The sequence below is a fragment of the Nesterenkonia aethiopica genome (genome assembly GCF_039534665.1).
Taxonomy (GTDB): Bacteria; Actinomycetota; Actinomycetes; order Actinomycetales; family Micrococcaceae; genus Nesterenkonia; species Nesterenkonia aethiopica.
This window is the reverse complement of sequence record NZ_BAAAVT010000027.1, coordinates 1-25,629: the sequence shown is the minus strand read 5'-3', so window position 1 is coordinate 25,629 and position 25,629 is coordinate 1. Positions and strand designations below refer to the sequence as shown.

General features: G+C 67.2%; 15 protein-coding genes, 1 tRNA gene and 1 pseudogene. 11 read left to right on the top strand and 6 right to left on the bottom strand.

What is annotated here, in order from left to right; all coding sequences use genetic code 11:
- Positions 1 to 327 precede the first annotated feature (327 nt).
- From ABD658_RS14780 to ABD658_RS14765, 4 genes are read left to right on the top strand one after another with little or no spacing between them, the layout of a single operon-like run.
- On the top strand, positions 328 to 1,800 hold the full coding sequence (locus tag ABD658_RS14780) for an ATP-binding protein (protein ID WP_344686005.1): 1,473 nt from the start codon (positions 328 to 330) through the stop codon (positions 1,798 to 1,800).
- A 10-nt stretch (positions 1,801 to 1,810) separates the two neighbouring features.
- Positions 1,811 to 4,621, top strand: a complete 2,811-nt coding sequence (locus ABD658_RS14775; protein ID WP_344744917.1) for a Z1 domain-containing protein — start codon at positions 1,811 to 1,813, stop codon at positions 4,619 to 4,621.
- On the top strand, positions 4,596 to 5,591 hold the full coding sequence (locus tag ABD658_RS14770; protein ID WP_344683153.1) for a PD-(D/E)XK motif protein: 996 nt from the start codon (positions 4,596 to 4,598) through the stop codon (positions 5,589 to 5,591). The genes ABD658_RS14775 and ABD658_RS14770 overlap by 26 nt, the downstream gene beginning before the upstream one ends.
- A 3-nt stretch (positions 5,592 to 5,594) precedes the next feature.
- Positions 5,595 to 7,673, top strand: a complete 2,079-nt coding sequence (locus ABD658_RS14765) for an AIPR family protein (RefSeq protein WP_344683151.1) — start codon at positions 5,595 to 5,597, stop codon at positions 7,671 to 7,673.
- Positions 7,674 to 7,793: 120 nt separating this feature from the next.
- Here ABD658_RS14765 and ABD658_RS14760 read toward each other — a convergent pair whose 3' ends face one another.
- Positions 7,794 to 8,480: a TenA family protein gene (locus ABD658_RS14760; RefSeq protein WP_344683149.1), complete on the bottom strand. Its 687-nt coding sequence runs from the start codon at positions 8,478 to 8,480 to the stop codon at positions 7,794 to 7,796.
- A gap of 99 nt (positions 8,481 to 8,579) precedes the next feature.
- Here ABD658_RS14760 and ABD658_RS14755 point away from each other — a divergent pair, with 99 nt between their 5' ends.
- Complete coding sequence (locus ABD658_RS14755; RefSeq protein ID WP_344683147.1) at positions 8,580 to 9,431, top strand: Fpg/Nei family DNA glycosylase; 852 nt, start codon at positions 8,580 to 8,582, stop codon at positions 9,429 to 9,431.
- Here the strand turns inward: ABD658_RS14755 and ABD658_RS14750 are convergent.
- Both ABD658_RS14750 and ABD658_RS14745 read right to left on the bottom strand, forming a co-directional pair.
- Positions 9,389 to 10,645 (bottom strand): MFS transporter, encoded by a 1,257-nt coding sequence (locus ABD658_RS14750; protein ID WP_344683145.1) that lies wholly within the window; start codon positions 10,643 to 10,645, stop codon positions 9,389 to 9,391. The genes ABD658_RS14755 and ABD658_RS14750 overlap by 43 nt on opposite strands.
- Positions 10,646 to 10,887: 242 nt before the next feature.
- Positions 10,888 to 12,762, bottom strand: coding sequence for a phosphotransferase (locus ABD658_RS14745; RefSeq protein ID WP_344683143.1), 1,875 nt, complete (start codon positions 12,760 to 12,762; stop codon positions 10,888 to 10,890).
- Positions 12,763 to 12,867: 105 nt separating this feature from the next.
- Between ABD658_RS14745 and nudC the strand changes: the two genes are divergently transcribed.
- A complete protein-coding gene (gene nudC, locus ABD658_RS14740) occupies positions 12,868 to 14,007 on the top strand; it encodes an NAD(+) diphosphatase (RefSeq protein ID WP_344683141.1) in 1,140 nt (379 codons plus the stop codon).
- On the top strand, positions 14,004 to 16,190 hold the full coding sequence (locus ABD658_RS14735; protein ID WP_344683139.1) for an ATP-dependent DNA helicase UvrD2: 2,187 nt from the start codon (positions 14,004 to 14,006) through the stop codon (positions 16,188 to 16,190). The genes nudC and ABD658_RS14735 overlap by 4 nt, the downstream gene beginning before the upstream one ends.
- A gap of 77 nt (positions 16,191 to 16,267) precedes the next feature.
- Here the strand turns inward: ABD658_RS14735 and ABD658_RS14730 are convergent, their stop codons facing one another.
- Positions 16,268 to 16,840 carry a M48 family metallopeptidase gene (locus ABD658_RS14730; protein WP_344683137.1) on the bottom strand — a complete coding sequence of 191 codons (573 nt, stop codon included), beginning with the start codon at positions 16,838 to 16,840 and terminating at the stop codon, positions 16,268 to 16,270.
- A gap of 233 nt (positions 16,841 to 17,073) precedes the next feature.
- On the opposite strand from ABD658_RS14730, the gene ABD658_RS14725 reads away from it, so the two are divergent.
- Positions 17,074 to 18,186, top strand: a complete 1,113-nt coding sequence (locus tag ABD658_RS14725) for a hypothetical protein (RefSeq protein ID WP_344683134.1) — start codon at positions 17,074 to 17,076, stop codon at positions 18,184 to 18,186.
- On the opposite strand, the gene ABD658_RS14720 is transcribed toward ABD658_RS14725, so the two are convergent.
- Positions 18,084 to 19,673, bottom strand: a complete 1,590-nt coding sequence (locus ABD658_RS14720) for a zinc-dependent metalloprotease (protein ID WP_344683132.1) — start codon at positions 19,671 to 19,673, stop codon at positions 18,084 to 18,086. The genes ABD658_RS14725 and ABD658_RS14720 overlap by 103 nt on opposite strands.
- Before the next feature lie 259 nt (positions 19,674 to 19,932).
- Between ABD658_RS14720 and ABD658_RS14715 the strand changes: the two genes are divergently transcribed.
- Together ABD658_RS14715 and ABD658_RS14710 are read left to right on the top strand one after the other, a co-directional pair.
- Positions 19,933 to 21,147, top strand: a complete 1,215-nt coding sequence (locus tag ABD658_RS14715) for a YlbL family protein (RefSeq protein ID WP_344683130.1) — start codon at positions 19,933 to 19,935, stop codon at positions 21,145 to 21,147.
- 155 nt (positions 21,148 to 21,302) lie between these two features.
- Positions 21,303 to 24,434, top strand: a pseudogene (locus tag ABD658_RS14710) (UPF0182 family membrane protein); the annotation flags it as partial.
- A gap of 279 nt (positions 24,435 to 24,713) precedes the next feature.
- Here the strand turns inward: ABD658_RS14710 and ABD658_RS14705 are convergent.
- Positions 24,714 to 25,154 carry a DUF2231 domain-containing protein gene (locus ABD658_RS14705; protein WP_344683124.1) on the bottom strand — a complete coding sequence of 147 codons (441 nt, stop codon included), beginning with the start codon at positions 25,152 to 25,154 and terminating at the stop codon, positions 24,714 to 24,716.
- Positions 25,155 to 25,301: 147 nt separating this feature from the next.
- On the opposite strand from ABD658_RS14705, the gene ABD658_RS14700 reads away from it, so the two are divergent.
- Positions 25,302 to 25,375, top strand: a tRNA-Met gene (locus tag ABD658_RS14700).
- Positions 25,376 to 25,629: the final 254 nt, after the last annotated feature.

Here is a 25,629-nt window from a genome sequence, read left to right as displayed (position 1 = left end):
GAGGTCCTGGCCCGCTGCCAGACCGCTACGGAGCACGACGACCACCACCACGACCTTCCCGAACTCGAAGCCGCATAACCATCCAGCAACTCGGAGAGCCAGCTACACCACTACACGGGACTTGACCTGTTAGGGGCAGTCGATGTCACTCCGAAACCTGCGGACTTGCCGCCTGTTTGCGATCGCGATCTTGGATGACCCGCCGGCGATCAAGGGCGGCGCATGTGGCGTACGCAACTGTTGTCACAGGCATGTGATTTCATGTTCAGTGACAGTAACAGTGACAGTAACAGTGACAGTGACATTATCGGTGAGAGAGTTGTGTGAATGGCGGACCTCCGGCTTCAGATACATCCGAGCCCCAAGCTCATGGAGAGCATGCGCGCGCTCGGCTACACGACTGAGGTCGCTGTCGCTGACATCGTCGACAACAGCCTCGATGCTGGGGCGCAGCTCGTCCATGTGAGGGGTGACGTCAGTGACTCTCCTCGGTGGCTTTGGATCTTTGACGACGGTTCCGGGATGACCCTCGATGAGATGGTCGGTGCTCTGAAACTCGCCGCTGTTTCGAGCATTGATGAGCGGCGAGGTTCAGATCTCGGCCGATTCGGCCTCGGTCTCAAAACTGCCACCTTCTCTCAGTGCCGCAGACTCACATTGGTGTCCCGCAAGGAGGGGGAGACTCAGGGCGTCTGCTTCGACCTGGATGAGCTGTTGGAGGAGTCGGACTGGTCAGTCCGGAGGTTGACGCCTCTGGAGTTGGAAGCTGTACCGGGATTCGAGCAGCTGGACAGATTCACCAGCGGGACGCTTGTCTGCTGGGAGAAGCTCGACCGACTGCTTGAGAGTCGTCCACCCGGGGCAAGCGGCATGGGTGAAGCGCTTAGCTCGCTGAGGACGCACCTCGGAATGACATTCCATCGGTGGATCGAGCCGGAGAACCGGAATTCGCGAGGGCTCAGATTGCTCTTGAACGGCCACCAGGTGAGGGCGATCGACCCGTTCATCAGGCATAACCGAGCCGTTGACTCCACAGCTCCGGAGACGATTCGAGTCGGGGGAGATGCCATCGTCGTCCAGGCATTCACACTTCCGGACTCTTCGAAGATCACCGGAGACGACGCTGAGCGCGAGGATCTCGGTGAAGGTATGTTCGGCGCCCAGGGTTTCTACTTCTATCGGAATCGTCGTCTCATCAGCCACGGGGGCTGGGCGAACCTCGGCAGCAGACGGGACCTCACCAAACACAGCCGAATCCTGGTGGATCTGCCCAATACGATCGATGACATCTGGCAACTCGACGTCATGAAGAACAAGGTCGTCCCGCCGGCCGCGGTGCGGAGGCAGCTCAGCCGGTTCTACATGGTCGGTGGGCGAAGGAGCGGACGAGTCATCTCCTACCGGGGTCGACGAGAGTCGACCGACTCCGTGAAGTATGTCTGGGTTCCGGTCACAGAGCGTGGGGCATTCCGATATGAGCCCAATCCGGACCATCCCATCCTCGCGCAGGCGGTGGAAGATCTCGATGAGCGCCAACGGAGAAGAATCTTGAAGGCCATCCAACAGCTGGGCCTGCTGATCCCCTATGGAGAGATCAGACGGCGCATGTCCGTCGACGACGAGAAGCCGTCCCGGGACCAGCCTGAGACTCTCGTCGAACATGCGACAGATATCATCCGGCTCATGGGCCTCCAGGATGCTGATGCCCGAAATCTCCAGCAGGTGCTGAGCTCGGTGGAGCCCTTCGCAGGCCGCCGTGATCTGGACGAGATCGTCGCCGCAGTCGTCAAGAAACTCTGAGGGGAAGCACATGTCAGCAACCGAGCACAAGACCCGCACCCGTCCCGAGGACCACCCGGCGTACTCAAAACTCATCCAGCTCGTGAACACTTGGGCTGATCAGCAGGAGACACCGCCGTCTGAATCTCAGGTCTCAGAGTCCGCGGCCCTCCTAGCTTCTCTCGTGAGGGACCACGGGGACGTCCCCGCCCATGTGCGAGAGGCGGTCGTTGCCGAGATACTGACCCGCGTGCAGACGACCGTGGAACCGGGTGTCGCGGTCGTCAAGGACAGAGATCCCTGGATCCACGAGTTGCGCAACGAGCCCGAATTCGGGTGGCCGTACTGGGACGCTTATCGGCAGCTGCTCCTGGAAGAGGGACGCGGGCGTGAACCGATGCAGGAGCTCCGACGATCCGTCGAAGACATCTTGGATCTGTCTGGCGATCCCAGGCTGGAGGGCGCATGGCAACGCCGAGGCCTGGTGATGGGCGACGTGCAGTCCGGCAAGACGTCAAACTTCATCGGACTCATGAACATGGCCGCCGACGCCGGTTATCGACTCTTCATCGTCATCGGAGGGCACACGGAAGACCTCCGGTCCCAAACCCAGAAGCGCGTTGACGAGGGTTTCATCGGCCGACGCTCCCTCGACGCAGGTGGGAACGGTCTCTACTCAGAGCCTGAATGCGGCGTCGGGGTCAAACGCCGACATGTCTCCGTCATTTCGGTCACGACTGAGGAGAGCGATTTCGAAGCGCGGTCCAAAAGGACCACCCACTTCGGGAATCTCAGCACGAGTGTCAGTGCTCCGGTCGTCCTCGTGGTCAAAAAGAACTCGAAGATCCTTCAGAATCTTGCCGAGTGGCTTCCGAGCATGGGAGGCGTCCATGGGCTGAACGTCCCCATGATGCTGATCGACGATGAGGCTGACTATGCCTCCGTGAACACGAATAAGAAGGACAAGGTGGAGTCAACCGCCGTGAATGCCGCGATCAGGAACCTCCTGGCCTGCTCACAGCGGGCCACCTATGTAGGCTTCACAGCTACTCCGTTCGCCAACGTGCTGATCGACCCTCAGGCTGAGGACGACCTGTTTCCTCGGGACTATATCTACTCGCTGATGGCACCGAGCGACTACATGGGGGCGCTGAACTACTTCGACGAGGACCAGGGGGAGCGTCACTCGCGTGTGGATGTCGGTGACGCAGAAGACTACTTTCCCTTCGGCCACAAGCGTGACATCCAGGTGCCAGGACTTCCCGACAGCCTGAAGAGGGCCGTCGTGACCTTCGTGCTGGCCTGCGTCATCACAGACCTGCGCGGTGATCGATCTGCATCGAGGTCCATGCTCGTCAACGTCAGCAGATTCAACGACGTTCAGAGTCAAGTGCACCGACTGGTGTCCGCATACCTCGACGAAATCAGCGGGACAGTCCAGTTCGCTGATCCGGACGAAATGGCGACAGGTACGGGTCCCGCCCTCGTCCGAAGCCTGTATCGGACCTGGCTCGACGAGTATTCGGAGTCCGAGCACTCGTGGATTGACGTGGCGGCGCAGCTTCCGTCAACCGTCGACGTGATTGAGACGGAACTCGTCAATCTCACCACGGACAAGGAGAGGCAGAGGCGGGCGCAGGCACGAGCGCGAGCCCGGCACTCGCATGGTCGCCGGGTCATCTCCGTCGGCGGGACCATCCTGTCGCGCGGACTCACGCTCGACGGGCTCGTGGTGAGCTATTTCTACCAGCGGACGCAGCTCTCTGACACCCTGCTGCAGATGGGACGTTGGTTCGGCTACCGCAAGGGTTATCAGGACCTGGTCCGGGTCTGGTTGGACCCTGAGGTGAGAAGCTGGTTCCGCTTCGTCGCATTCACCCTCGAAGAGATCCGCGCCGACATCCGACTCATGGAGAGCGCCGGTGGAACCCCGCAGGACTTCGGGCTCAAGATTCGGCGCCACCCGGAAGCCCTGAAGATCACGGCAGCCAATAAGATGCGGCATGCTGAGAGCCAGGTGCTGTCCATGTCCTTCGCACAGCAACGGTTGGAGACGAAGACCGCGTCACTGGCCCCGACGGCGTGGGAGACGAATCGCAGGGCACTTGCCGACCTGATGCTCGCCTGCAAGGGCCAGGCTCATGACATGAGTTTGCCCGCAGAGCGAGGCGCGATCGACCAGCACATCGGATTTAGCCGAGTGGACCGGGTCGCCGTCGAAGACTTCCTGCAGGCGTTCATCCCCGGCCCCAAGGACACGAACTTCTCGCGCACTGAGGGGAACCTGTCACTGATAGCGGAGTATGTGCGGTCCGAAGCGACGCGGCACGGAGACCTCTGGGATGTCGCTGTCATCGGGGGGTCGGGAGAGAAGGCACTGGTCCCTGGGCTCGACGAGCCCCTCCCAGGGAACCGGCGAGACACGGCAGATGTCCTGGAATGGCGCGGCAGGTACCTGGCGTTCTCGAGCCGGCGTATTGCATCCGAGAGGAATCTTCTCAACGTAGCTAGGAAGTTGCACAACGGGCCGACGGAGCGCTGGGCGCACACCGCCCGCACAGACGACGCGATCAAGGAATACGCCGTGCCTGGGGTGATCGATAGACCGATCCTGATGATCTATCCAGTGTCATGGACCCCGGAGAAATTGCACCCACTCCAGGACCCCATCAAGACCGAAGCAGGGCTGCTCGGCCTCATGGTGACATTCCCGGCGGTGCGCGACGAACTCGGCCATGTCGTGGAGGCTACGGAGAAGGCGCAATACGTGGTGAACAGGGTCTGGATGGCTGAAGCTGGACTGCTCGACGAGATCGATGAGGAGGTCGGCGATGACGGATGACCTCACATTGCCGGGAGCCGAGTGGTTTCGACGAGAGTCCGTCGGACTTCGGACTGCTTCGTTCGGGGTGGGGAAACGAGTCCTCACGGACGGTGGGGGCATCAGGTTTCAGAGCCTGGGGGACGGCACCGTCGGTCTGCGCATCCCGGTGCCCCGGGGTGCCCGAGTCAGCACGACGATTGAACTCGTCCACTGTGACACCAAGCTCGTCGGCGACTCATACGTCCTCGAGATCGTCGAGCGCTCGCCGCGATCCGCGGAGCAGTCAGCGGCCTTCTTTGCGGATGTCGTGCGACGCCTGCACCGTGTCCCGCAGGACAGGAACACAGAACATGTCGAGGCCGCGCTCAGGCATTGGAGATCCGTGTTCGCCACACGGCGGGAGCTGCTCAGCGAAGAGCAGATTCTGGGGCTGTTCGGCGAGCTGGTGATCCTCGACCACCTATTGGATCGAGGGATCGGTTCTCGAGCGGTGCACGCGTGGACGGGCCCGGCCGGAGATGACCACGACTTCACCCTCAGCGGAGAAGCCCAGATCGAGTGTAAGAGTACGGCACCCCACTCGGAGCGGCTGTTCATCAGCAATGAACACCAGCTCGAAGCCGGTGATGTGCCGTTGATCCTGGCCTGCATTCGCCTGTCCTTCGTGGACAAGGAGGATGACGGAACATCGTTGCCTGAACTGGCATCTCGGATCGACCGTCGTCTGCCGGCCGACGGCAGCGTCCAGGAGTTCGATCAGAAGTTGGCGGAGGTCGGACTCGACCGAACGGACGATCGTTACCGACTGATCCGACTGCAGCACACGGAGACGCGATTCTACGAGGTCAGGGGCGACATGCCTCGCGTAGTGCCGGGCGATCTGAGACCGGGGGTTTCCCAGGTCCGCTACCAGATCGTGACGAGCGACCTGCATGAGTACGAGGTGGATGACATCCCTCTGGGAGATGTCCTGGACCAGCGGAGTTGACCCATGGACCTGAGTGAATTCCAGACCGAACTGCTGAACAGCGGCAGAACGACGGCAGACGTCGAACTTACGACGTTCGACGAGGCAATGGGCCATGCGCTCTGTGAGCTTCTCGAGGAGCTCGAGATCGTCCATGATCTGCAGGAGTTCCACGCCCGGGCCAAGGGGAACCACAATCGCCAGCTGGCCCTCGCCGCTGTAGGAGAGGACCCCGTGGACGGGACAGCTACGTTGGTGGTGACGCATTGTGTGGACGATGTGAACACATCGTTCGGCAAGGCCGACATTGACCGAGCAATGACTGGAGCGGCCCAATTCGTCACGCTCTCAGTGTCGGGGGCCCTTCAACAGCATCTGGAGGAGAGCTCCACGGCATTCGAGCTCGCTGAATATCTACGAGATCGTGCAGGAGAGACACATCGGTATCGCGTGGAGCTGGTCAGCAACGCCGTCGCCACGCACGCGGTGAAGAACATGTCCTTCGAATCCGTCTCGGTCGAAGGTGCCACCATGTCATTTCGCGTGTGGGACGCGGGTCGGCTCCACAGTGCTTCCTCATCAGCGTCAGGACGAGAAGAGATCGAGATCCATCTCGGAGAAGAGGGCGAAGGAGTGCCGTGTGTGCATGGCGGCACGACTCCCGACGGCATCAAGACCTATCTGCTGACGATGTCCGGGCAACAGCTTGCCGCGATCTACGACCAGTACGGATCACGGGTGCTGGAATCCAACGTCCGAGGGTTCCTGAGTGTCCGTGGAAACGTCAACAAGGGGATTCAGCACACCCTGGCACAAGAGCCATCGATGTTTCTCGCGTACAACAACGGGCTGACGACTACAGCCACGGATGTGCAGCTTGTCCAGCACTCCGGCGCCTTGCGAGTGACGTCCCTCACTGACTGGCAGATCGTCAACGGCGGACAGACGACGGCCTCGATGTGGTACTACAGCAACCAGCATCGGAGGCGGAACCCGCACAAGCTCCAACATCTTGAGGAGGCCACAGTCCAGGTCAAGCTCGTCGTGGTCGACGAGGACCGTGCTGCGGACATCGTCCCAGACATCGCCCGATACGCGAACAGCCAGAACAAGGTGAACGTCTCGGACTTCTCCTCGAACTCGGGGTTCCACCGTGAGATGGATCGACTCAGTGGGAGAGTCATGGCGCCCGCCCAGGACACGCAGTTCGACACTCGCTGGTTCTATGAGCGCACGCGGGGCGCTTTCGAGAACGCCCGCGCACGTGAAATCGGTGCCCGACGCCGGCAGTTCGACGCGCAGAATCCGAAGACCCAGAAGTTCGACAAGCTCGAACTGGCAAGAGTGGAGAACATCTGGCGCCTTGAGCCGCACATCGTCAGCAAGGGCGCTCAGTCCAGCTTCGTGCACTTCACTGAGTGGGTCAATGAAGCTTGGGAAGCCGACGCGTCACAATTCAACGAAGCTTACTTCCGAGACCTGGTCTCCCGACTGATCCTGGCACGGCAGACCAGGCAGCTGGTCCAGGAAGCTGAGTGGTATTCGACCGGCTACCTGGCCAACATCGTGGCGTACGGATTGAGCAAGTTCCTCTACGACCTGACTGATATGTTCGATGGGCACCAGATCGACCTTCCCGCGATCTGGAGGAGTCAGGCGTGCGAGCAAGGTCTCTTGGAGAACATCGATGTCGCCTGTGAGGCGGCGCGTGAGCACCTGGTCTCGGAGGACCGTCCCCAGCAGAACGTGACGCAGTGGGCAAAACAAGCGCTGTGCTGGACGACATTTCGCGACACTCCACTGGAGTACTACGAAACGGCGCATGATGTGATCATCTCTGATGAGGAGCGTCAGCAGGAGTTCGCAGGGGCCGCCGAAGAGCAGAAGGCGACCGCACAGCTGCTGAACTACTTCGAGTTGGTGAGCCTCGATCCCAAGACGTGGCCCGCACTCAGGGATTTTGCTTCGGAATACCGAATGAAGTCTGAGAAGGAGTCATCGATCCTAAATAGAATGATTTCCCAAGGATTCGTGTCAGAATCCCAGGGGAATGTTCTCGCAAAGCTGCTGGAGAGGGCTGAGGCTTCAGGATTCAAACGATGACCAGTCGCGCGACCTGATGGCGCAGGAGGAAGACCCTGTGGGGCTGAAGTGCGTGATGTTCCCGTTGGGGGCCAGGATGACGCAGACTCAGGATCGGATGAGGGCTGTTGCGGGCGACGATCATGCCTGATACGCCGCGTCGAAGAACGCGCGCTCGATGCTTACCACCCGGCGCCACCGAGCTGCCAGACGTGCAGCGGCATCGTCGTCCTGCTCAGGCGCCACGCGATTGAGCTCATCGATCAGGAACTGTGTCCACGCGCGGAAGTCGTCACCGCGGTGCAGTCTGACCCAGCCCAGATGCTTCTCCTCAGAGGGCAGGGCGCGATCCAACTCGCCCCAATCCAGGTACAGCCACTCGGCGATCACCAGTACCACCAGCAGGTCTGCGTAGTCCCGAGCCTGCGCGACCTCCCACATCTGCGCCACGAACTCCTGTGTGGGGCGGGCCAGCTCCGGGGACTCCACCTCCTGCTGGGGCACACTCAGCTCCGCGAATGCCTGCTGGAAGTAGCCATCTTCGTCCGAGGCCAGCATCCCCAACTGCTGTGCGAAGCGCAGTCGCGCAGGCCTAGAGTCCGTGGTGGCCACACAGGCGCCCAGCATCGCCACGAAGGCGTCGAAGAACTGGTAGTCCTGCACCAGATAGCGCGCGAGCACCTCATCACTGATCGTTCCCGCGAACAGCTCCTCCACAAACCGGTGATGGACCGCAGCCTCCCAGTCCTCTGCAGAGGCGGCCCGCAGCCGGCCAGCGAAGGACTCGGAGTGGACATCGGCAGTGGTGGTGAACGGAACGCCAGACATGCCCCTATCCTAGGCGGCGAGCTCAGACCGATCCCAGTGATGGCCTGGGCCTTCCACGTGCATTCGTAGCCATCAGCGACCATCACCGATACTGAACCCATGCCCGAAGGCGACAGCATCTACCGCGAGGCCGCCCTCCTGCATGAGGCGCTGGCCGGCCGCACCCTGCTCGACACCGAGTTCCGGGTCCCCACCTTCGCCGCCGCCGATATCTCCGGGCAGAGGGTCGAACGCGTCCGAGCCCGCGGCAAACACCTGCTGATCCACACCACCGACACTGTGATCCACTCGCACTTGAAGATGGAGGGCACCTGGCACGTCTATCCGACCACCCAGGGCAGGCCCCAGTGGCGGCGCCCCGGGCACACCGCCCGCTGCATCCTCACCACAGAGGACCATCAGGCCGTCGGGTTCTCCCTGGGAGAGCTGCACCTCTTCACCCCGTCCGAGGCCGAATCACACATCGCCCACCTCGGGCCGGACCTCCTCGGCCCCGACTGGGACGCCGACGAGGCCCAGCGGCGCCTGCTCGCCGAACCAGAGCGGGCCATCGGCGTCGCGCTGCTGGACCAGCGCAACCTGGCCGGCGTCGGGAATGTGTACCGCAGTGAGATCTGCTTCCTCGCCGGCATCCACCCGGAGACGCCCGTGCGCAGCGTCCCGGACCTGCCGCGCATCCTGGAGCTGGCACACCGCCTGCTGGAGGTGAACAAGCTGAGGCCCCGCCGTCGCACCACCGGCACCCCCACCGGAGGCCACGACCTCTGGGTCTACGGCCGCGGCGGCAAGCCCTGCCTGCGGTGCCGCACCCGGATCGAACGCACCCACCACGGAGAGGCCGTCCAGCCCGATTCCGGCCAGCGCCGCGCCGCCCAACAGGACCGCGTGGTCTACTTCTGCCCGCGGTGTCAGCCCCGAGCAGGCTCGCGCCGGCTCAACCAGATCACATAGACGGCGATCAGCACACCCACACCGGCGGCCACCGCCCCCACATAGCTGGGTGCCCGCAGACCCCAACCGGCGTCGATCACTGCCGCGCCCAGCACGGCGCCCAGGGCGTTGGCGGCGTTGAACGCGGAGTGGTGCAGCGAGGCCGCCACCTGGGGAGCCCGCGGCGCGGAGTCGATCAGGAAGGTCTGCATGGCAGGGCTCAGGCAGGAGGCCGAGGCCCCCACCAGGAACAGGAACAGCAGCGCCAGCACCACGACATGCGCGGTGGAGGCGAACAGCACCATGAACACGGCGATCAGCGCCATGGAGATGATCACGGTCCCCAGCACCGACTTGTCGGCGGCCCAGCCGCCCACGAAGTTGCCGACCACCATGCCGACTCCGTAGAGCCCCACCACATAGGGCAGGTAGCGCGGGTCGAGCAGCGCCACATCGGTCATCACCGGGGAGATGTAGGAATACAGGGCGAACATTCCGCAGAACCCGATCACGGCCAGCAGGATCCCCACCCACAGCTTCTGGGACCGCAGACCCTTCAGCTCACCCATGATCGAGGCGTGCTTCGACGGCATCTGCCGCGGCGCAAAGACGGCGACGGCCGCCATGGTGATCAGCGCCAGCACGATGACGATCGCGAACATCCAGCGCCACCCGAACTGCTGACCGGCCCACGTCACCACCGGGACACCGATGACGTTGGCGATCGCCAGGCCGCCGAGCACCGCGGCGATCGCCTTCGACCGACGGGTGGGTCCCGCCATCTGCGCAGCCATCAGTGCCGCCACTGCGAAGAATGCGCCATGCGGCAGCCCGGAGATGAACCGGGCGGCCAGCATCGTCTCGTAGTTCGGCGCCACCAGGCTCAGCCCGTGGCCGATCACGAACAGTCCCAGCAGGAACAGCGCATAGCTGCGCCGCTCCCGGGTCGCCCCGGGCAGCGACAGCAGCGGGGCGCCGACCACCACACCCAGGGCGTAAGCACTGATCAGGTGGCCGCCCTGCGGGATGGTGATCCCCAGATCGGCCACGGCCTCCTGCAGCAGGCCCATGATCGCGAACTCGGTGACACCGATCGCGAAGCCGCCCAGAGACAGCGCCACGATCGCGATGGCGATCTGCCGTCGGGAGAACCGCGGGTCCTCCGTCACCAGGGGGATGTCGCTGGTGGCGGGGTGCGCGGAATCGGTCTGCGGAGCATGGTGGGAGGTCGGCACGGAGAATCCCCTCGTCAATCAGGTGTGCACGCCGAGGGCGGCGCGGAAGACAGGACTGCGTTCGTCAGAAGAGAGCACACCGGTGTGCTGAACACGCAGGCGACAACCCGCGGTACGGGACACACATTCCCTCCCGCAAGGAGATAGCTGTCACATAGCTGGCACAGCACCGGCGCCGTCGGGCTGGCCCAAGGGAAGCGAGCCAGCGCGACGACGCCGGAAGGTCCACGTCAGGGGCCGGATCAGGAGCCGGGCGGGCGCAGCCCCGGATACGCCGAGTACACCGAGTCTCGCGTGCCGGAGGACGACGACGGCGCCTCACCGGAGCCTGACTGCTCACCTGATGGGCCGCGGGTCGGCGTCTCGGCCGAAGTGACCTCGGCTGTCTTCGGCTCCGTCGCCGGAGCCTCGCTGTCATGAGAGGTCCCGACGGCGTCCTGGGACTCCGCCCGATCGTCGGCTCCGGTGTCGTCGGCTCCGGTGTCTTCGGCTCCGGTGTCTTCGGCCCCGGTGCCTTCGGCGTCGGCGACGACCGCATGGGAGCCGGTGTCGGCGCTGGGCGCGGAGCGAGCACTGTCCGCGGAACGGGCGCTGTCGGCGGACTTCGCCGGGAAGTAGTTCTTCTGCTTGGACCGCTTCTCGGACTCCTCATCCGGCAGAATGGGCAGTGAACCCGAGGACGGGTGCCGTTCAGCGCCTGGTGAGCCGGCTCCTGCCGGCGGCACCGGGGAGATCGTCCCTGTGGGGACGTCGTCGTCATCCAGGAAGTGCGAATCGTCCACCTGCTGGGGGATCGCACCGGTGGGCTGCTCGTCCGCGGGAGCCCCGGCCATGCCGGGGGAGTCCGCCGAGACCGCGGGAAACTGCCCTGTCGGGGTCTCGTCGTCGAACTCGGACTCGGTCGGCGCCTCGGCCGCAGCATCAGCCCGAGCCTGACCGGCCCCCTGGTCCTGAGCACCGGTCTCGGCTGCGGCCCCGGCGTCCGAGTCATCGGCGTCCTCGTCGGGGGAGCCCTCAGCGGAGGCGTCCTCATCGGCCGAGGCGTCGGTGATCACCGCGGGTTCGTGATCGCCTGCTCCAGAGTCGGCCCACTCGCCGGTGTCGGCCACCGTGGCGGCCGCCCCGGCGCGAGCCACCGGACGCGAGTCCTGCGCCTCCGCGGGCTCCTCACCCTCCATCGGGGTCAGGGCGATCGGCTGCCCACCGTGGGCCTCGATGTCCTCCTCGAGCTGCCGCAGCAGGTTCAACGCCTCGTCGACCATCTCCTGGTTCTCGGTGGCGTGTCCACGGACCAGCCACTGGGCCAGGGCGAACTCGGCGGTCAGTGCGGCCCGGCGCATCAGGTGCGGATCACTGGGCCCCCGGCGATGCTCCTGGTAGGCGGTCAGCACCGCCTGGGCGAAGTCAGGGTCAGGGGTGGCGGTCAGCCACGCGAAGTCGTCGGCGGGGTCCCCGATGTGCAGGTCGGTCCACCCCGTCACGGCCACCACGCGCTTGCCGTCCACGTGCAGGTTGTCCTCGTGCAGGTCACCGTGGGCCACCGCAGGGGTGAAGTCCCACAGCTCCTTCTCCTCCATGGCGTGCTCCCAGCGGCGCAGCAGGGTGGAGGGGATCTGCCCGGTGGTGGCGGCCTGGTCGAGCTCGTTGAGGCGACGCTGCCGGAACCTCTCGGCCGAATAGCGGGGCAGGTCCGCGTTGTCCACCACGGACTCGTCCAGATCATGGATCGCGGCGATCGTGCGGCCGACGTCGCCGATCACCTCGGCGCCGGAGGAGGCGAGTTCTTCGAGCTCCAGGGTCTGGCCGGGAAGATGGTTGTACACGAAGGTGCGCATCTCACCGCGGCGCACCGCACCGGCCACCGACGGGACCCGGAAGGGCAGCTCGGCGCGGATGGCGGTGGAGAAGCCGCGCAGCACCTGCAGCTCGGTTTCCAGGCGCATCGCCGCCTCCTGGTGCTGCGGAGACCGGATGCGCCACCGGTTGCCCTCGGCATCGATGACGATCGCCGAGGTGAAGTCGCGGGCGTCGTCGGCGACGGCGGCCACGCCGCTCGGGGAGAGGCCCGGCACGGCGGCGGTGGCCAGCGCCGCCAGTTCCATCGATGTCCATCGCACGGTCACCAGCGTATGGTCTCGGGGTGCTCCGGGACCGCTAGGCCACGCCGTGTTCCTCAATTCCTCAGGCTCGGACCAGTCACCGCCGAGCGCTACGGTAGATCCATGCAGTCTGCACCCGGTGTTCTCGACCTCCCGCTGACCCGTCCCCGCATCGACCGGCGGGACCAGGATCGACAGCGTCCCGACTGGCTCGCAGAGGTCTGGACCGCTCCCGGCACCGGTGTGCTTCGGCTCGACGGCGGCCGCGCCCCGGTGCGCGCCGCCCGCTCCGGCGGCGGCCCTGTCGCCGACGGCTCCCGGAACGGGACAGAACACGACGTCGCGCACACCTCGCGCCTGCGCCTGGTCTTCGAGGCGCCCGAGGGCCCGCTGCCCGAAGACGCCGTCTACCTGGGAGCGGCACCCCTAGGAGCCGCGTCAGAGGCCACTCATGAGGAACGTCCGCGGCACCTGATCGCCGTGCCCGCCCCCGGGCAGGCCCACGACGGCGACCTGGCGTCCGGCACCGAGTCGTCCTCCGCCCGGCCATCAGGCCACGCAGACAGCGGGGTCATGCGTCAGTCGGGCGATCGGAACGGCGTCACCGACACCGAGCACCCGGTCCTCCGCTGGGCGGACCTGCGCGCCGTCGGCGCCCACCTGCCCGCACTGGAGGGCGAACTGCTCACCCAGGCCACCGCCGTGCTGAACTGGCATGCGAACTCCGCGCACTGCCCTCGCTGCGGCGCCGTCACCGAGGTGCGCAGCTCCGGCTGGATGCGGCAGTGCCCGGCCTGCGGCGCCGAACACTTCCCCCGCACCGACCCTGCCGTCATCACCGCCGTCGTGGATCCCCAGGACCGACTGCTGCTCGGCTCTGCCACCCGCTGGGACGCCCGCATGTACTCCACCTTCGCCGGCTTCGTGGAGGCCGGCGAGTCCTTGGAGGACGCGGTGGTGCGCGAGGTCGCCGAGGAGGCCGGCGCCGCCGTCGCGCGCGTGGAGTACATCGGCTCCCAGGCCTGGCCGTTCCCACGCTCGCTGATGCTGGGCTACCTGGCCCACACCCGCGACGCCGTGGCCCATGCCGATGAGGATGAGATCCGCGACGTCCGCTGGTTCACCCGGGAGGAGCTCCACCAGCAGGTCGCCGAGGGCCGCATCGGCATCCCGCCGCGGTCCTCGATCTCCCGAGGGCTGATCGAACACTGGTACGGTGGCACGTTGCCCGACGTCGACATCTGGAGCAGAGGAGCGCGATGACCTCGACCCCGTCCGATCCTCAGGCTCCGGACGCGGTCCTCGCCGGGCTCGACGACGAGCAGCGCGAGGCCGCCAGCACGCTGACCGGGCCCCTGTGCATCCTCGCCGGCGCCGGCACCGGCAAGACCCGTGCCATCACCCACCGCATCGCCTACGGGGTGCGCGCCGGCGTCTACGATCCCCACCGGCTGCTGGCCGTGACCTTCACCGCTCGGGCCGCGGCCGAGATGCGCTCACGCCTCAACGCCCTGGGCGCCCCCGGCGTGCAGGCCCGCACCTTCCACGCCGCCGCCCTGCGCCAGCTGCAGTACTTCTGGCCGATGGCCATCGGTGGCACCATGCCGGAGATCCTCGACCATAAGGTCCGCCTGCTCACCGAGGCGGCCCGGAGGCTGCACATCTCCACCGACCGGGCCGCCCTGCGGGACCTGGCCTCCGAGATCGAGTGGGCCAAGGTCTCGACCCTGACCCCGGACTCCTACCTGGAGCTCGCCGCCCACCGCCCCGAACCGGGGGGAGTGGACCATCGTACCTTCGCGAAGCTCTACCAGTCCTATGAGGACGTCAAGCTGGACAAGCACCTCATCGACTTCGAGGACGTGCTGCTGCTGACGGTGGGCATGCTCGAGGACGACGAACGGGTCGCCGCACAGGTGCGTCAGCAGTACCGGCACTTCGTGGTGGACGAGTATCAGGACGTCTCCCCGCTGCAGCAGCGTCTGCTGGATCTGTGGCTGGGTGGCCGGGAGGAGCTGTGCGTGGTCGGAGACGCAGCCCAGACCATCTACTCCTTCACGGGCGCGACCCCGGACCACCTGCTGCAGTTCACCCGCCGGCATCCGCAGGCGAAGGTGGTCCGCCTGGTGCGGGACTACCGCTCCACCCCGCAGGTGGTGCAGCTGGCCAACGTGCTGCTGGCCGACCGCACCCGGGAGCAGGCGAAGATCCGCGCCCAGATGCAGGCCCAGGGTGAGCAGCCGCCCGCGTGGCCGGATCCGCTGCGACTGATCTCTCAGCGCGAGCACGGGCCGGCCCCGTCGCTGACCCAGCATGCCGACGACGACGCCGAGGCCGGCTGGATCGCCGAGCAGATCGTCGCGCTGCGGGACTCCGGGGTGCCGCTGAGCGAGATCGCGATCCTCTACCGCACCAACGGGCAGTCCCAAGCCTTCGAGCAGGCGCTCGCCACCGCCGGCATCTCCTACCAGCTGCGCGGCTCCGAACGCTTCTTCTCCCGACGGGAGGTCCGCGAGGCGCTCGCCGCGCTGCGCACCTCCTCCCTGGTGGAGGAGAGCGGCGACGGCGTGCCCAAGACCGTGCGTGACATCCTCTCCTCCCACGGCTGGCGCCGCGAGGCCCCCGAGGGCACCGGTGCGGTGCGGGAGCGCTGGGAGTCGATGTCCGCGCTGGTGGGCCTGGCCGATCAGCTGCACGCCGAACGGGAGATGCTCGACGAGACGCTCACCATGCGGCAGTTCATCACCGAGCTCGAGGAGCGCTCGGCCGCTCAGCACGCCCCCACCGTGGAGGGCGTCACCCTGGCCTCCCTGCACTCGGCCAAGGGCCTGGAGTGGGACGCGGTCTTCCTCGCCGGACTCAGCGAAGGGCTGATGCCGATCACCTTCGCCAAGACCCAGCGGGAGATCGATGAGGAGCGCCGACTCCTCTACGTGGGCATCACCCGCGCCCGGAAGCACCTGTACATGTCCTCCGCCCAGTCCCGGCACTCCGGGGGCCGGGGCCGACGCAGCCCGTCGAGGTTCCTGCGGCCGCTGCGCCGTGAGCTCGGGCTGGAGGAGCCCACCCGACGGATCGCGCCGTCGTCGGGGACGGTGAACCCGAACTCGCGGGCGAAGAAGAGGACCGCCACCTGCTCCTCCTGCGGGACCGTGCTGACCACCGGCACCGAGGTCAAGCGCCGCCGCTGCGAGGACTGTCCGGCCCGCTACGACGAGGAGCTCTACGAGCGACTGCGCTCCTGGAGGTCCTCGCACGCCAAGGAGCTCGACGTCCCCGCCTTCGTGGTGTTCACCGACGCCACCCTGGAGGTCATCGCCGAGCGGCTGCCGCGCACCGACGCAGAGCTGCTGCAGGTCCCCGGGGTGGGGGAGAGGAAGCTGGAGAAGCACGGTGAGGCGCTCAAAGCCGTCCTCAGCGAGGCGGCCCAGGCCCGCCGCGGCTGAGACGCGTCGCTGAGGCGCCGATGAGGCGCGTCGCTGGGGCGTCCCGGCATCATCGGGTCTCCGTCAGACTCTGGCCCTCACTGGGGATGGCTCCAGGCGAAGCTGACGCCCTCGAGGAACGCGTCGGCCTCCCGGGTGCGGGGATAGCGGGCCACCAGGGCCTGGAACCGCGGCCCGTGCCCCGGTTCGATCAGGTGCGCCAGCTCATGCACCAGCACGGCGTCCTGGACCCACAGCGGCATCTTCTGCAGACGCGACGACAGCCGAATGGTCCCCTCCGTGGAGGTCGTGGAGCCCCAGCGGGTCGTCTGCCGGTCCGACCACACCACCGAGGTCGGCCGGGGGATGTCGTCGAGATGCTCTCGAGAGAGCTCCAGGGCGCGGCGCATCAGCTCAGCGTCGGTCCGTCGGCGCTGTTCCGCACGGCGCCGGAGCTTCTGCTGGAAGGCCCGCGCATGCTCATCCACCTGGGCGCGGCTGAGTCGGGACGGCACCCGCAGCCGCAGCGTGCCGTCCACCTGGTCGGCGGTCACGGTGCGTGTTCTGCGCGGGGAGCGGATCACCAGCACCTCATCGCCGTCGACCATGATCCGCTGGGCGTCCTGCGGTCCGGCAGAGCCGCGGCGCCGATCGGTGGAGCTGCGAGGCATCGGTCCTCCTGGTGCTGTGCTGTGCTGTGCCGTGCTGTGCCGTGCTGCCCGGGGCTGTGCTGTGGGAGAGGCGCGGTGGTGGGTGTGGGGCGGTCGCAGGAGAGTCTAGCGGCGGCCGGTGACAGGGGACCTCCCCATGAGGCGAGCCGCATGGTCACCGCCCATCACCCCAGGTCAGAGCAGCCTGTGGATAACTCTGAGAGTCGGTGCCTGAACTCTGCCAGGATGTCGTCATGGACCTCACCGCTGTGGACGCCGCCGGCGCCGACGACCTGGAGAAGGTGGATCTGGAGCTCGGAGCAGCCGGCCCGGTGTACCGGTTGCCGCCCCGGGCGACCGTCACCGGCGTGGGCGAGACCACGCTCCACCTGCGCTCAGGGACAGCCTCGGTGCTCCTGGAGGGAGACGCCGAGGCGCTGCTCGCCGCCGCCCGTCAGCTGGACAGGGGGGTGCCGGTGGGTGCCGCTCCGCGCGTGGTGGAGCGGCTGTGGAACCACGGAGTGCTCGAGCGCGAGACGGGAGTATCGGCAGCCGAGGTGCGCCGCACCCGGCTGGCCCAGTCCTGTGTGCTGGTGGACGGGCTGACTCCGTGCGGTGAAGCGCTGGCCGATCTGCTGGTGCGCCACGGCGTGGGGACGGTGGTGCTGCGCGACGCCGCCCCGGTCGATCCGCCGCCGGAGGGCGGCCGACGGCACGGGGGAGGCCCGGACCGTCTGCGGGCGGAGGACCTCGCCGACGCGCTCGCCGAGACCGCCGACGGGGTGACGGTGCTGTCCTGCCCGCCGGACGGCGTGGTGCAGGCCGCGGACGTGCAGGTCCTCATCCGGGAGACCGACGCCGGCGCCCCGGGCTGGCCGAGGCGGGAGGTGCTCATCGGCGGGCTGCGGGAGTCACGCCGCGTGCTGCCCGTCCTCACCACAGCTGACGGGATGATGTTGGGCCCGGTCATCTCGGACGGGGGGCCGGCACCCTGCCCAGACTGCCTGCAGCGGCAGGGAAGCAGCCTCGGAGTCGGGGGAGCAGACGGAGGAGACGATGGTGCCCCGATGGCGTTCTTCGCCTCCGGTGCGGCGGTCTGGCCGCTGCAGGGCATGGCGGCGCATCTGCTCATCCACCAGCTGGGGGAGCTGCTCGCCGGCCCGCAGCTGCCGGCGCTGACGGATGCTGTGCTGTGGATCGACGGCGGCACCGGGGCGATCAGCGCGCGCGCCGTGCCGCCGTCGTCGGACTGCCCGTGCCGGGCTCAGTCCGAACTCTTCGGATCATCCCCGGAGTCATCCGAGCCCCCGGAGTCACCCGAGTCGCCCGAGCCGCCTGGACCGCCCGAACTGCTGGGGCCGTCGTAACCGCCGTCGAGCAGCTTCTGCAGCTCTTCGTCGATGCGGGCGGACTCGGCGGCGCGCTCCTCCTGGCGGGCCTGGAAGCCCTGCGGGTCGTCCAGGTCCTCCTCGGTGGGCTGCACGTCCGGGTGAGCCCACACCTCGTCCCGGCCGGTCATCCCGGAGGTCTCCCGCAGGTGCGCCCACAGGGCGGCCGCATCGCGCAGGCGGCGCGGACGCAGCTCCAGGCCCACCAGCGCGGCGAAGGTGTGCTCGGCCGGGCCGCCGGTCGCCCGGCGTCGGTTCAGCGTCTCGCGCAGTGCAGGCAGCGACTCCAGGTGCTCGGCGGCCTGCGAGACGACGTCGTCCACCCAGCCCTCCACCAGGGCTAGGGTGGTCTCGATGCGCCGCAGAGCGGCGTCCTGCATCGGGGTCCGTTCCGGGGTGAACAGCCCTTCGCCGAGGACCTCCTGCATCGCCTCCGGGTTGGTCGGGTCGATCTGCGAGGCGGCCTCCTCGATGCGACCCATGTCGATGTGGATCCCGGCGGCGTACTGAGCCACCGCATTGAACAGGTCCTGCTCCAGCCACGGGCACTGGGCGAACAGCCGCATCCTTGCGGCCTCCCGCAGGGCCAGGAACAGCAGGACCTCCTGCTTGTCCACCTGGAGGCCGGCGCTGAACTCCTCCACGTTCTTCGGCAGCAGCGCCATGGTGCGCCCGGCCAGCGGCAGGCCGATGTCCGAGGCCGAATGCACCTCCTTGGCCAGCGCACCCACCGCCTGGCCGAGCTGCATGCCGAAGGCCATGCCGCCCATGGACTGGATCATGCCGCTGATCTGCTCGGCCCCGGCCCCGCCCATCATGGCCTGCATCTCCGGGGGGATCCCCGAGCCCTGCTCGTCGAGCTGGCCCTTGATGGCTCCGGAGAGCGCCTCGGCCACCGACTCGGCCACGGGCTCCGTCAGGCGGCGCCAGGAGTCGAAGGTCTCCTCCACCCACTGAGCCCGGGCCCAGGCCTGACCGATCTGGCCCACCGACTCGAAGCCGGTGGCGCCGTCGAGCCACATGTCAGCCAGGCGCAGGGCCTCGTCCACGGCGCGGCTCTGGGCCGGAGAGACGCTCGGGTCGTCGCCGGCCGCGGCCTGGCGGGCGGCCTGCTTCGCCATGGTCCAGTTGACCGGGCCCTGCCGGTCCTCCTCGGAGGAACTCTGCATGGCGGAGAACATCGCCTGGACCTGTCCCATGATCTGCTGCATCATCTGGGGATCCATCTGCGGCAGGCCCAGCTGCGACGGGTCGAAGCCTTCGGGCAGCTGGGGCCCGCCCTGGCCCGGAGTGCCGGTGAAGCCGATCGACGGGCCCTGCCCTGCAGAGCTGCCCTGCCCGGGCTCTCCGCCGAACATGCGGCGGAACATCTCCTCCATGGGGTCCTGGGGCTGGTCGCCCTCGTTCTCCTCGCGGCCCTCGTCGTCGCGGTCCTCGCCGCGGCGTCCGGAATCGTCGGCATTCATGAGCTGCTCCTGAGTGGTCGATCCGCTTGGGTCTCTGGACCTCCCAGCCTACTGCCGGGCCATGGACGGTGTCTGTGGGCGCGTGGGCCAGTTCGCGCAGGGAGGAAGCGCGCGTCCCGTGCCGGGGCGGCGCCGGCGAATCACCAGGACGACGCCGATGAGGGCACGCCGCCCGGCGGCCGTCGGCAGCTCCCGCGGCAGCGTCCGTGAGCCCAGTTCGCCGTCCTCCGCGGGTGATGAGACAATGGCCCGGATCACTATGACTGGACGATTCACTGCCTCGGGGCGGCCGGCAGAGCCCCCGCATCCGGGATACGGCACGGGCACTGAGCCGGCTCAGCGGGTGGGTGTGGCCGCATCCATCCCGCCGCCCTGGGACCCTGACGCGCCCCCAGCGGGCCCCACCCACAGCTGGACCGTGCGTCGCACTGTGCAGCTGGCCTGCGGTCTGGGAGCGGTCGTCCTCGGAGCGGCCCTCCTGGGGACCCCCGCCCCGTATCTGACCGAATCGCCCGGCCCGGTGTTCGACACCATCGGGGAGCGCGGCGACGAGCCGATGATCAGCATCGATGGGGCGGAGACGCACTCCACCGAGGGGTCGCTGAACATGACCACCGTCTACGTCAGCGGAGCCCCCACATCGGTGGTCTATGTGCCGCAGGTCGTCCGCGGTTGGTTCGATCCGACCGTGGACGTGCTCCCGCAGGAGCTGGTCTACCCCTCGGGCACCACCGCCGAGGAGGTCCAGCAGATGAACACCGCTGCGATGACCAGCTCCCAGGACTTGGCGACGGCGGCGGCCCTGAACGCGCTGGGCGTCGACTACGGGCAGCGGTTGCGTGTCATCGACTTCACCCCGCAGGCCGCCGACGTCGGCACCACTGAGGTGCTCGAGGTCGGCGACGAAGTGCTCGCCGCAGGAGGCGACCCGGTCTCCGGCGTCGAGGGACTTCGCGAAGCGGTGAACGACGCCGCAGGTCAGCCGGTAGAATTGACAGTGACCAGGGACGGTGAGGAGTTCGACGTCGAGGTCCCCACCTACCAGGAGGCGGATGGCGACTACTACGTCGGCATCATGCTCCAGGGCGACTTCGACTTCCCGGTGGAGGTCGAGATCACTCTGGAGGACGTCGGGGGCCCCAGCGCGGGGCTGATGTTCTCCCTAGGGATCATCGACCGTCTCACCAAGGAGTCGATGACCGGCGGCGAGGACTGGGCAGGCACCGGGACGGTGGATCCCGACGGCACTGTCGGTCCCATCGGCGGGATCGCGCAGAAGGTGGTCGGAGCGCGGGACGCCGGCGCTGACCATTTCCTGGTCCCGCGGGACAACTGCGCGGAGCTCGAGGGCCGGACGCCCCGGGGCCTGGAGCTCCACGGGGTGGACGACGTCGACCAGGCTCGGCAGATCGTGGAGGCGGTTCGGGATGACGATGACGCCTACCTCGCCTCCCTCGAGGTCTGTGGCAGCTGAGACCTCGGCACCCCGCCGCGCAGCCTGCGGCGGACCCGACCACGACGACGACACCTGAACAACTCGACCAGACCAGCAGCAGACCAGCACAACAGCACAACGTCCCGGACGGATCGAGCACCGACGACGCCGGCCGGGACGAAGAGAGGGTAGATGTGAGTTTCTCCCAGGGATTCGGTTCGACGAACCCCTTCGGCGGCTCCGGCCTGTTCGGCTCGGGCGGCTCTGACGACGACGGCGGTTCCGGCAGAGGGGGGTCCGGCGGCGGCGGATCGCAGCGTCCGCAGCGCAGCGGTCCGCGGCGTCCGTCCGCGCTGACGCTGACGATCATCATCATCGCGGTGCTGATCGGCGCGTTCGTGATCTCCTCCGGCTTCTACGCCGAGATCATGTGGTACAACCAGGTCGGCTATTCGGAGGTCTTCTGGGTCGAGCGGCTCAGCCGGCTCGGGATCTTCCTGGCCGGGTTCCTGGTGATGGGTGCCCTGGTCTGGCTGAGCCTCTTCCTGGCCTTCCGCAGCCGGCCGCAGACCCTGGATCGACAGATGAACGAGTCGATCCAGCGCTACCAGAACACGCTGACCTCCATGCGTCGCCTGCTGATGATCGGCCTGCCGGTCCTGATGGGCTTCTTCGCCGGGACGGCGGCCTCCGGCGCCTGGGAGGAGGTGCTGCTGTTCTTCAACCAGGAGCCGTTCGGCATGACGGACCCTGAGTTCGGCCTGGACTTCGCGTTCTTCGTGTTCACGATGCCGTTCCTGGGCTTCATCAACGGGTTCCTCATCTCCGCCGTCCTGGTGGCCGGGATCGCCGGGATCATCTGCCACTACCTCTACGGCGGCATCCGGATCGAGCCCAGCGGCCGATTCGTGATCGAGAAGGCCGCCCGCTGGCACATCGCCGTGACCGCGGCGATCTTCGTGCTGCTGCAGGGCGTCAACTGGTGGCTGGACCGCTATGCGACCCTGACCAACCAGGACGGCAACTGGGCCGGCGCCCTCTACACCGACGTCCACGCCGTCATCCCGGCGCAGACCATCTTGGCCGTCGCCGCAGTCCTGGTGGCGGGGATCTTCATCGTCACCGCCGTGACCGGTCGCTGGCGCTTCAGCATCATCGGCACCGCCGTGCTGATCGTCACCGCGATCGTCGGCGGCGCGGTCTACCCGTTCCTGGTGCAGGAGTACCAGGTGCGTCCCTCGGAGCGCACCCTGGAGAGCCCGTACATCGAGCGGAACATGGAGATGACCCGCTTCGCCTACGGGTTCGATGAGATCACTCAGGACGACTACGACGCCGAGACGCGGGCTGCCGAAGGGGCGCTCGCCGAGGACGCGGCCAACACGCAGAACATCCGTCTGCTGGACCCGAACCTGGTCTCGGCCTCCTTCGGCCAGCTCCAGCAGTTCCGTCAGTACTACGCGTTCAACGACACGCTGAGCTTCGACCGCTACGAGGTCGACGGGGAGCGCGAGGACACCGTCATCGCCGCCCGCGAGGTCAACGTGGCCGACGACGCCTCCTGGGTGAACCGGCACCTGATCTTCACCCACGGCTACGGTCTTGTGGCGGCCAACGCCTCCACGGTGACCCCGGAGGGTCGGCCCGACTTCACCCTGCGAGACATCCCGACCCGCGGCCAGCTGGCCAGCGACGAGGACTACGAGCCGCGCATCTACTTCGGCGAGAACACCACCGACTTCTCCATCGTGGGTGCGCCGGAGGGTGCGGACCCCATGGAGCTGGACCGCCCCGCTTCTGGCAACTCGGATGCGGACACGGTCTACACCTTCTCCGGCGAGGGCGGCCCCTCTGTGGGCAACCTGTTCAACCGGCTGGTCTACGCGATCCAGTTCCAGTCCCCGGAGATCCTGCTCTCCGGCGACATGAACGAGGAGTCGCAGATCCTCTACGACCGGCATCCGCGTGAGCGTGTGGAGAAGGTCGCTCCGTTCCTGGAGGTGGACCAGAACATTTACCCGGCCATCGTGGACGGGCGCGTGAAGTGGATCGTGGAGGGCTACACCACCTCGGCGAACTTCCCGTACTCCATGCAGCAGCAGCTGGAGTCGGCCACCACCGACGCCCTGACGCAGGGCGGCCAGGTGCTCTCCGGCCAGGTCAACTACATGCGCAACTCGGTGAAGGCCACCGTGGACGCCTATGACGGCTCGGTGACGCTCTACGCCTGGGACGACGAGGACCCGATCCTCAAGGCCTGGGAGAACGTCTTCCCCGAGTCGCTGCAGCCGTACTCGGAGATGAGCGCGGAGCTCATGGACCACGTCCGCTACCCGGAGGACATGTTCCGGGTGCAGCGTGAGCTGCTGGGCCGGTACCACGTGACCGATCCGGGTGCGTTCTATGAGAACAACGACGCCTGGTCCGTGCCGGACGACCCGACCCAGGGCGACGGAGCGGTCAAGCAGCCGCCGTACTACATGACCCTGCAGATGCCGGGTCAGGACGAGCCGAAGTTCTCCCTGACCTCCACGTTCATCCCGCAGATCACCGAGGGCGCCCAGCAACGCAACGTGCTCTACGGCTTCCTGGCCGCCAACGGCGACGCCGGCACCGGCGAGGACGGCGTGAAGGACGAGGACTTCGGCAGCCTGCACCTGCTGGAGCTGCCCCGTGACACCGCCGTGCCGGGCCCGGGTCAGACCCAGGCGAACTTCGACTCGAACTCGGTGGTCTCCCAGGAGCTGAACCTGCTGCGTCAGGGTGCCTCCGAGGTGATCAACGGCAACATGGTCACGCTGCCGGCCGGTGAGGGCATCCTCTACGTGCAGCCGGTGTACGTGCAGTCCACCGGTGCCACCGCCTACCCGCTGCTGCGGAAGGTGCTGGTCTCCTACGGCGAGGAGGTCGGCTTCGCCGACACCCTCGGCGAGGCGCTGGACCAGGTCTTCGGCGGCGACTCCGGTGCCGCCGTGGCCGAGGGTGCCGGGGTCGAGGGTGAGGCCGTGGACGAGGACGTGGAGGCCCCGACCGGGGACGACGCCACGACCGAGGACGAGGACCTCGAGGCCCCGGCCGAGGATGAGGGCGCCACCACGGAGGACGAGGACGCCACCACCGAGGATGACGAGCCCACGGTGGAGGACGCCCCGACCGGATCCCCGGAGGAGCAGCTGGCCGACGCCCTGGAGCGGGCCAACCAGGCCATGCAGGACTCGCAGGCGGCTCTGGAGGAGGGCGACTTCTCCGCTTACGGTGAGGCGCAGGCCGAGCTCCAGCAGGCCGTGGAGGACGCACTGGCGGCCGAGGAGGCCATCGCCGGCGACTGATCCCGGCAGGTCCGGAGGCTCCGGCCTCCGGGCCTGGCCGCGGAGCCCCGGAGCGGGGTTTTCCAGCTGGACCGCAGACGGCGGGGCCGGTTCCCTTCACGGGGAGCCGGCCCCGCCGTCGTCTCTGGGCTCAGTGTCAGTGCGGGTTCTCGTGACGCTGAGTTGGTCTGGAGTTGTCGGTACTCGAGTCGATCGAGTCGAGTACCGACAACTCCAGACCACCTCGACGAGGGCAGCGGGGTCTGGGGCAGCGGGGTCTGGAGCAGCAGCGTCGGGTCAGCTGAGCCCGCCCCAGACGGCCTCGGCTCCGCTGTGGCCGGCCAGGATGGTGAAGGTCACCGCGGCGATCCCGCTGAGGATGGTCAGGGTCCCGAACAGCAGACGGGGGAGACGCCGGCCGCGCAGGAAGAACCACAGCAGCGAGGACAGCGCCATCGCTGAGGAGGAGAACACGGTGGGCAGCCCCCAGCGGATGTGCTCCTCGGGAGTGCCCACGTACTCGGTGAGGATCGAACCGGACTGGTCCGCGACGACGGCGGAGATCGCCCCCGCCACGGCGAGGATCACCCCCAGCGGCCCGCAGACCGCGCGCAGACGGGGCACACAGATCGCGAGGACCAGCAGCAGTGCGGCCAACGGCACCAGCACGATCACGGCATGGACGACGAGCGGGTGAAGCGGCAGATCGAAGATCACGGGAGCCTCCGGCGGCGTCACGAGGGTCACTGTCGGTGGAGGCACCGACGCTACCCGAGGCTGACCTGGGACGTCACGGTTCTGCGGCCCGGGAGACGGAGATCACAGGCCGATCGTTCGTCTCGATTTTGCGTGTGGCTCATGCGCCGGTAAAGTAATACAAGTCAACGCGGGGTGGAGCAGTTCGGTAGCTCGCCGGGCTCATAACCCGGAGGTCGCAAGTTCAAATCTTGCCCCCGCAACGAGAAGCCGAAGGGCCCGATCGGAAGAGATTCCGGTCGGGCCCTTCGCGCATGCCCGAACGATTGAGGGTTATTGGCCAGAATGTGTGTATGGCCCGGGCGTGTCATCCCCTTCCGGCCCAGCCTTTGCGTGTCCAGAGGCCTTCCTCAGCTATAGCTGAGGTGCCGTAGAGCTCAGGGCCGATCGGGTCTTCCTCCACCGGCTTTGACTGGGCTTGCTTCTCCGATTCCTGGTGATGCCGCTGAGCGAGTAT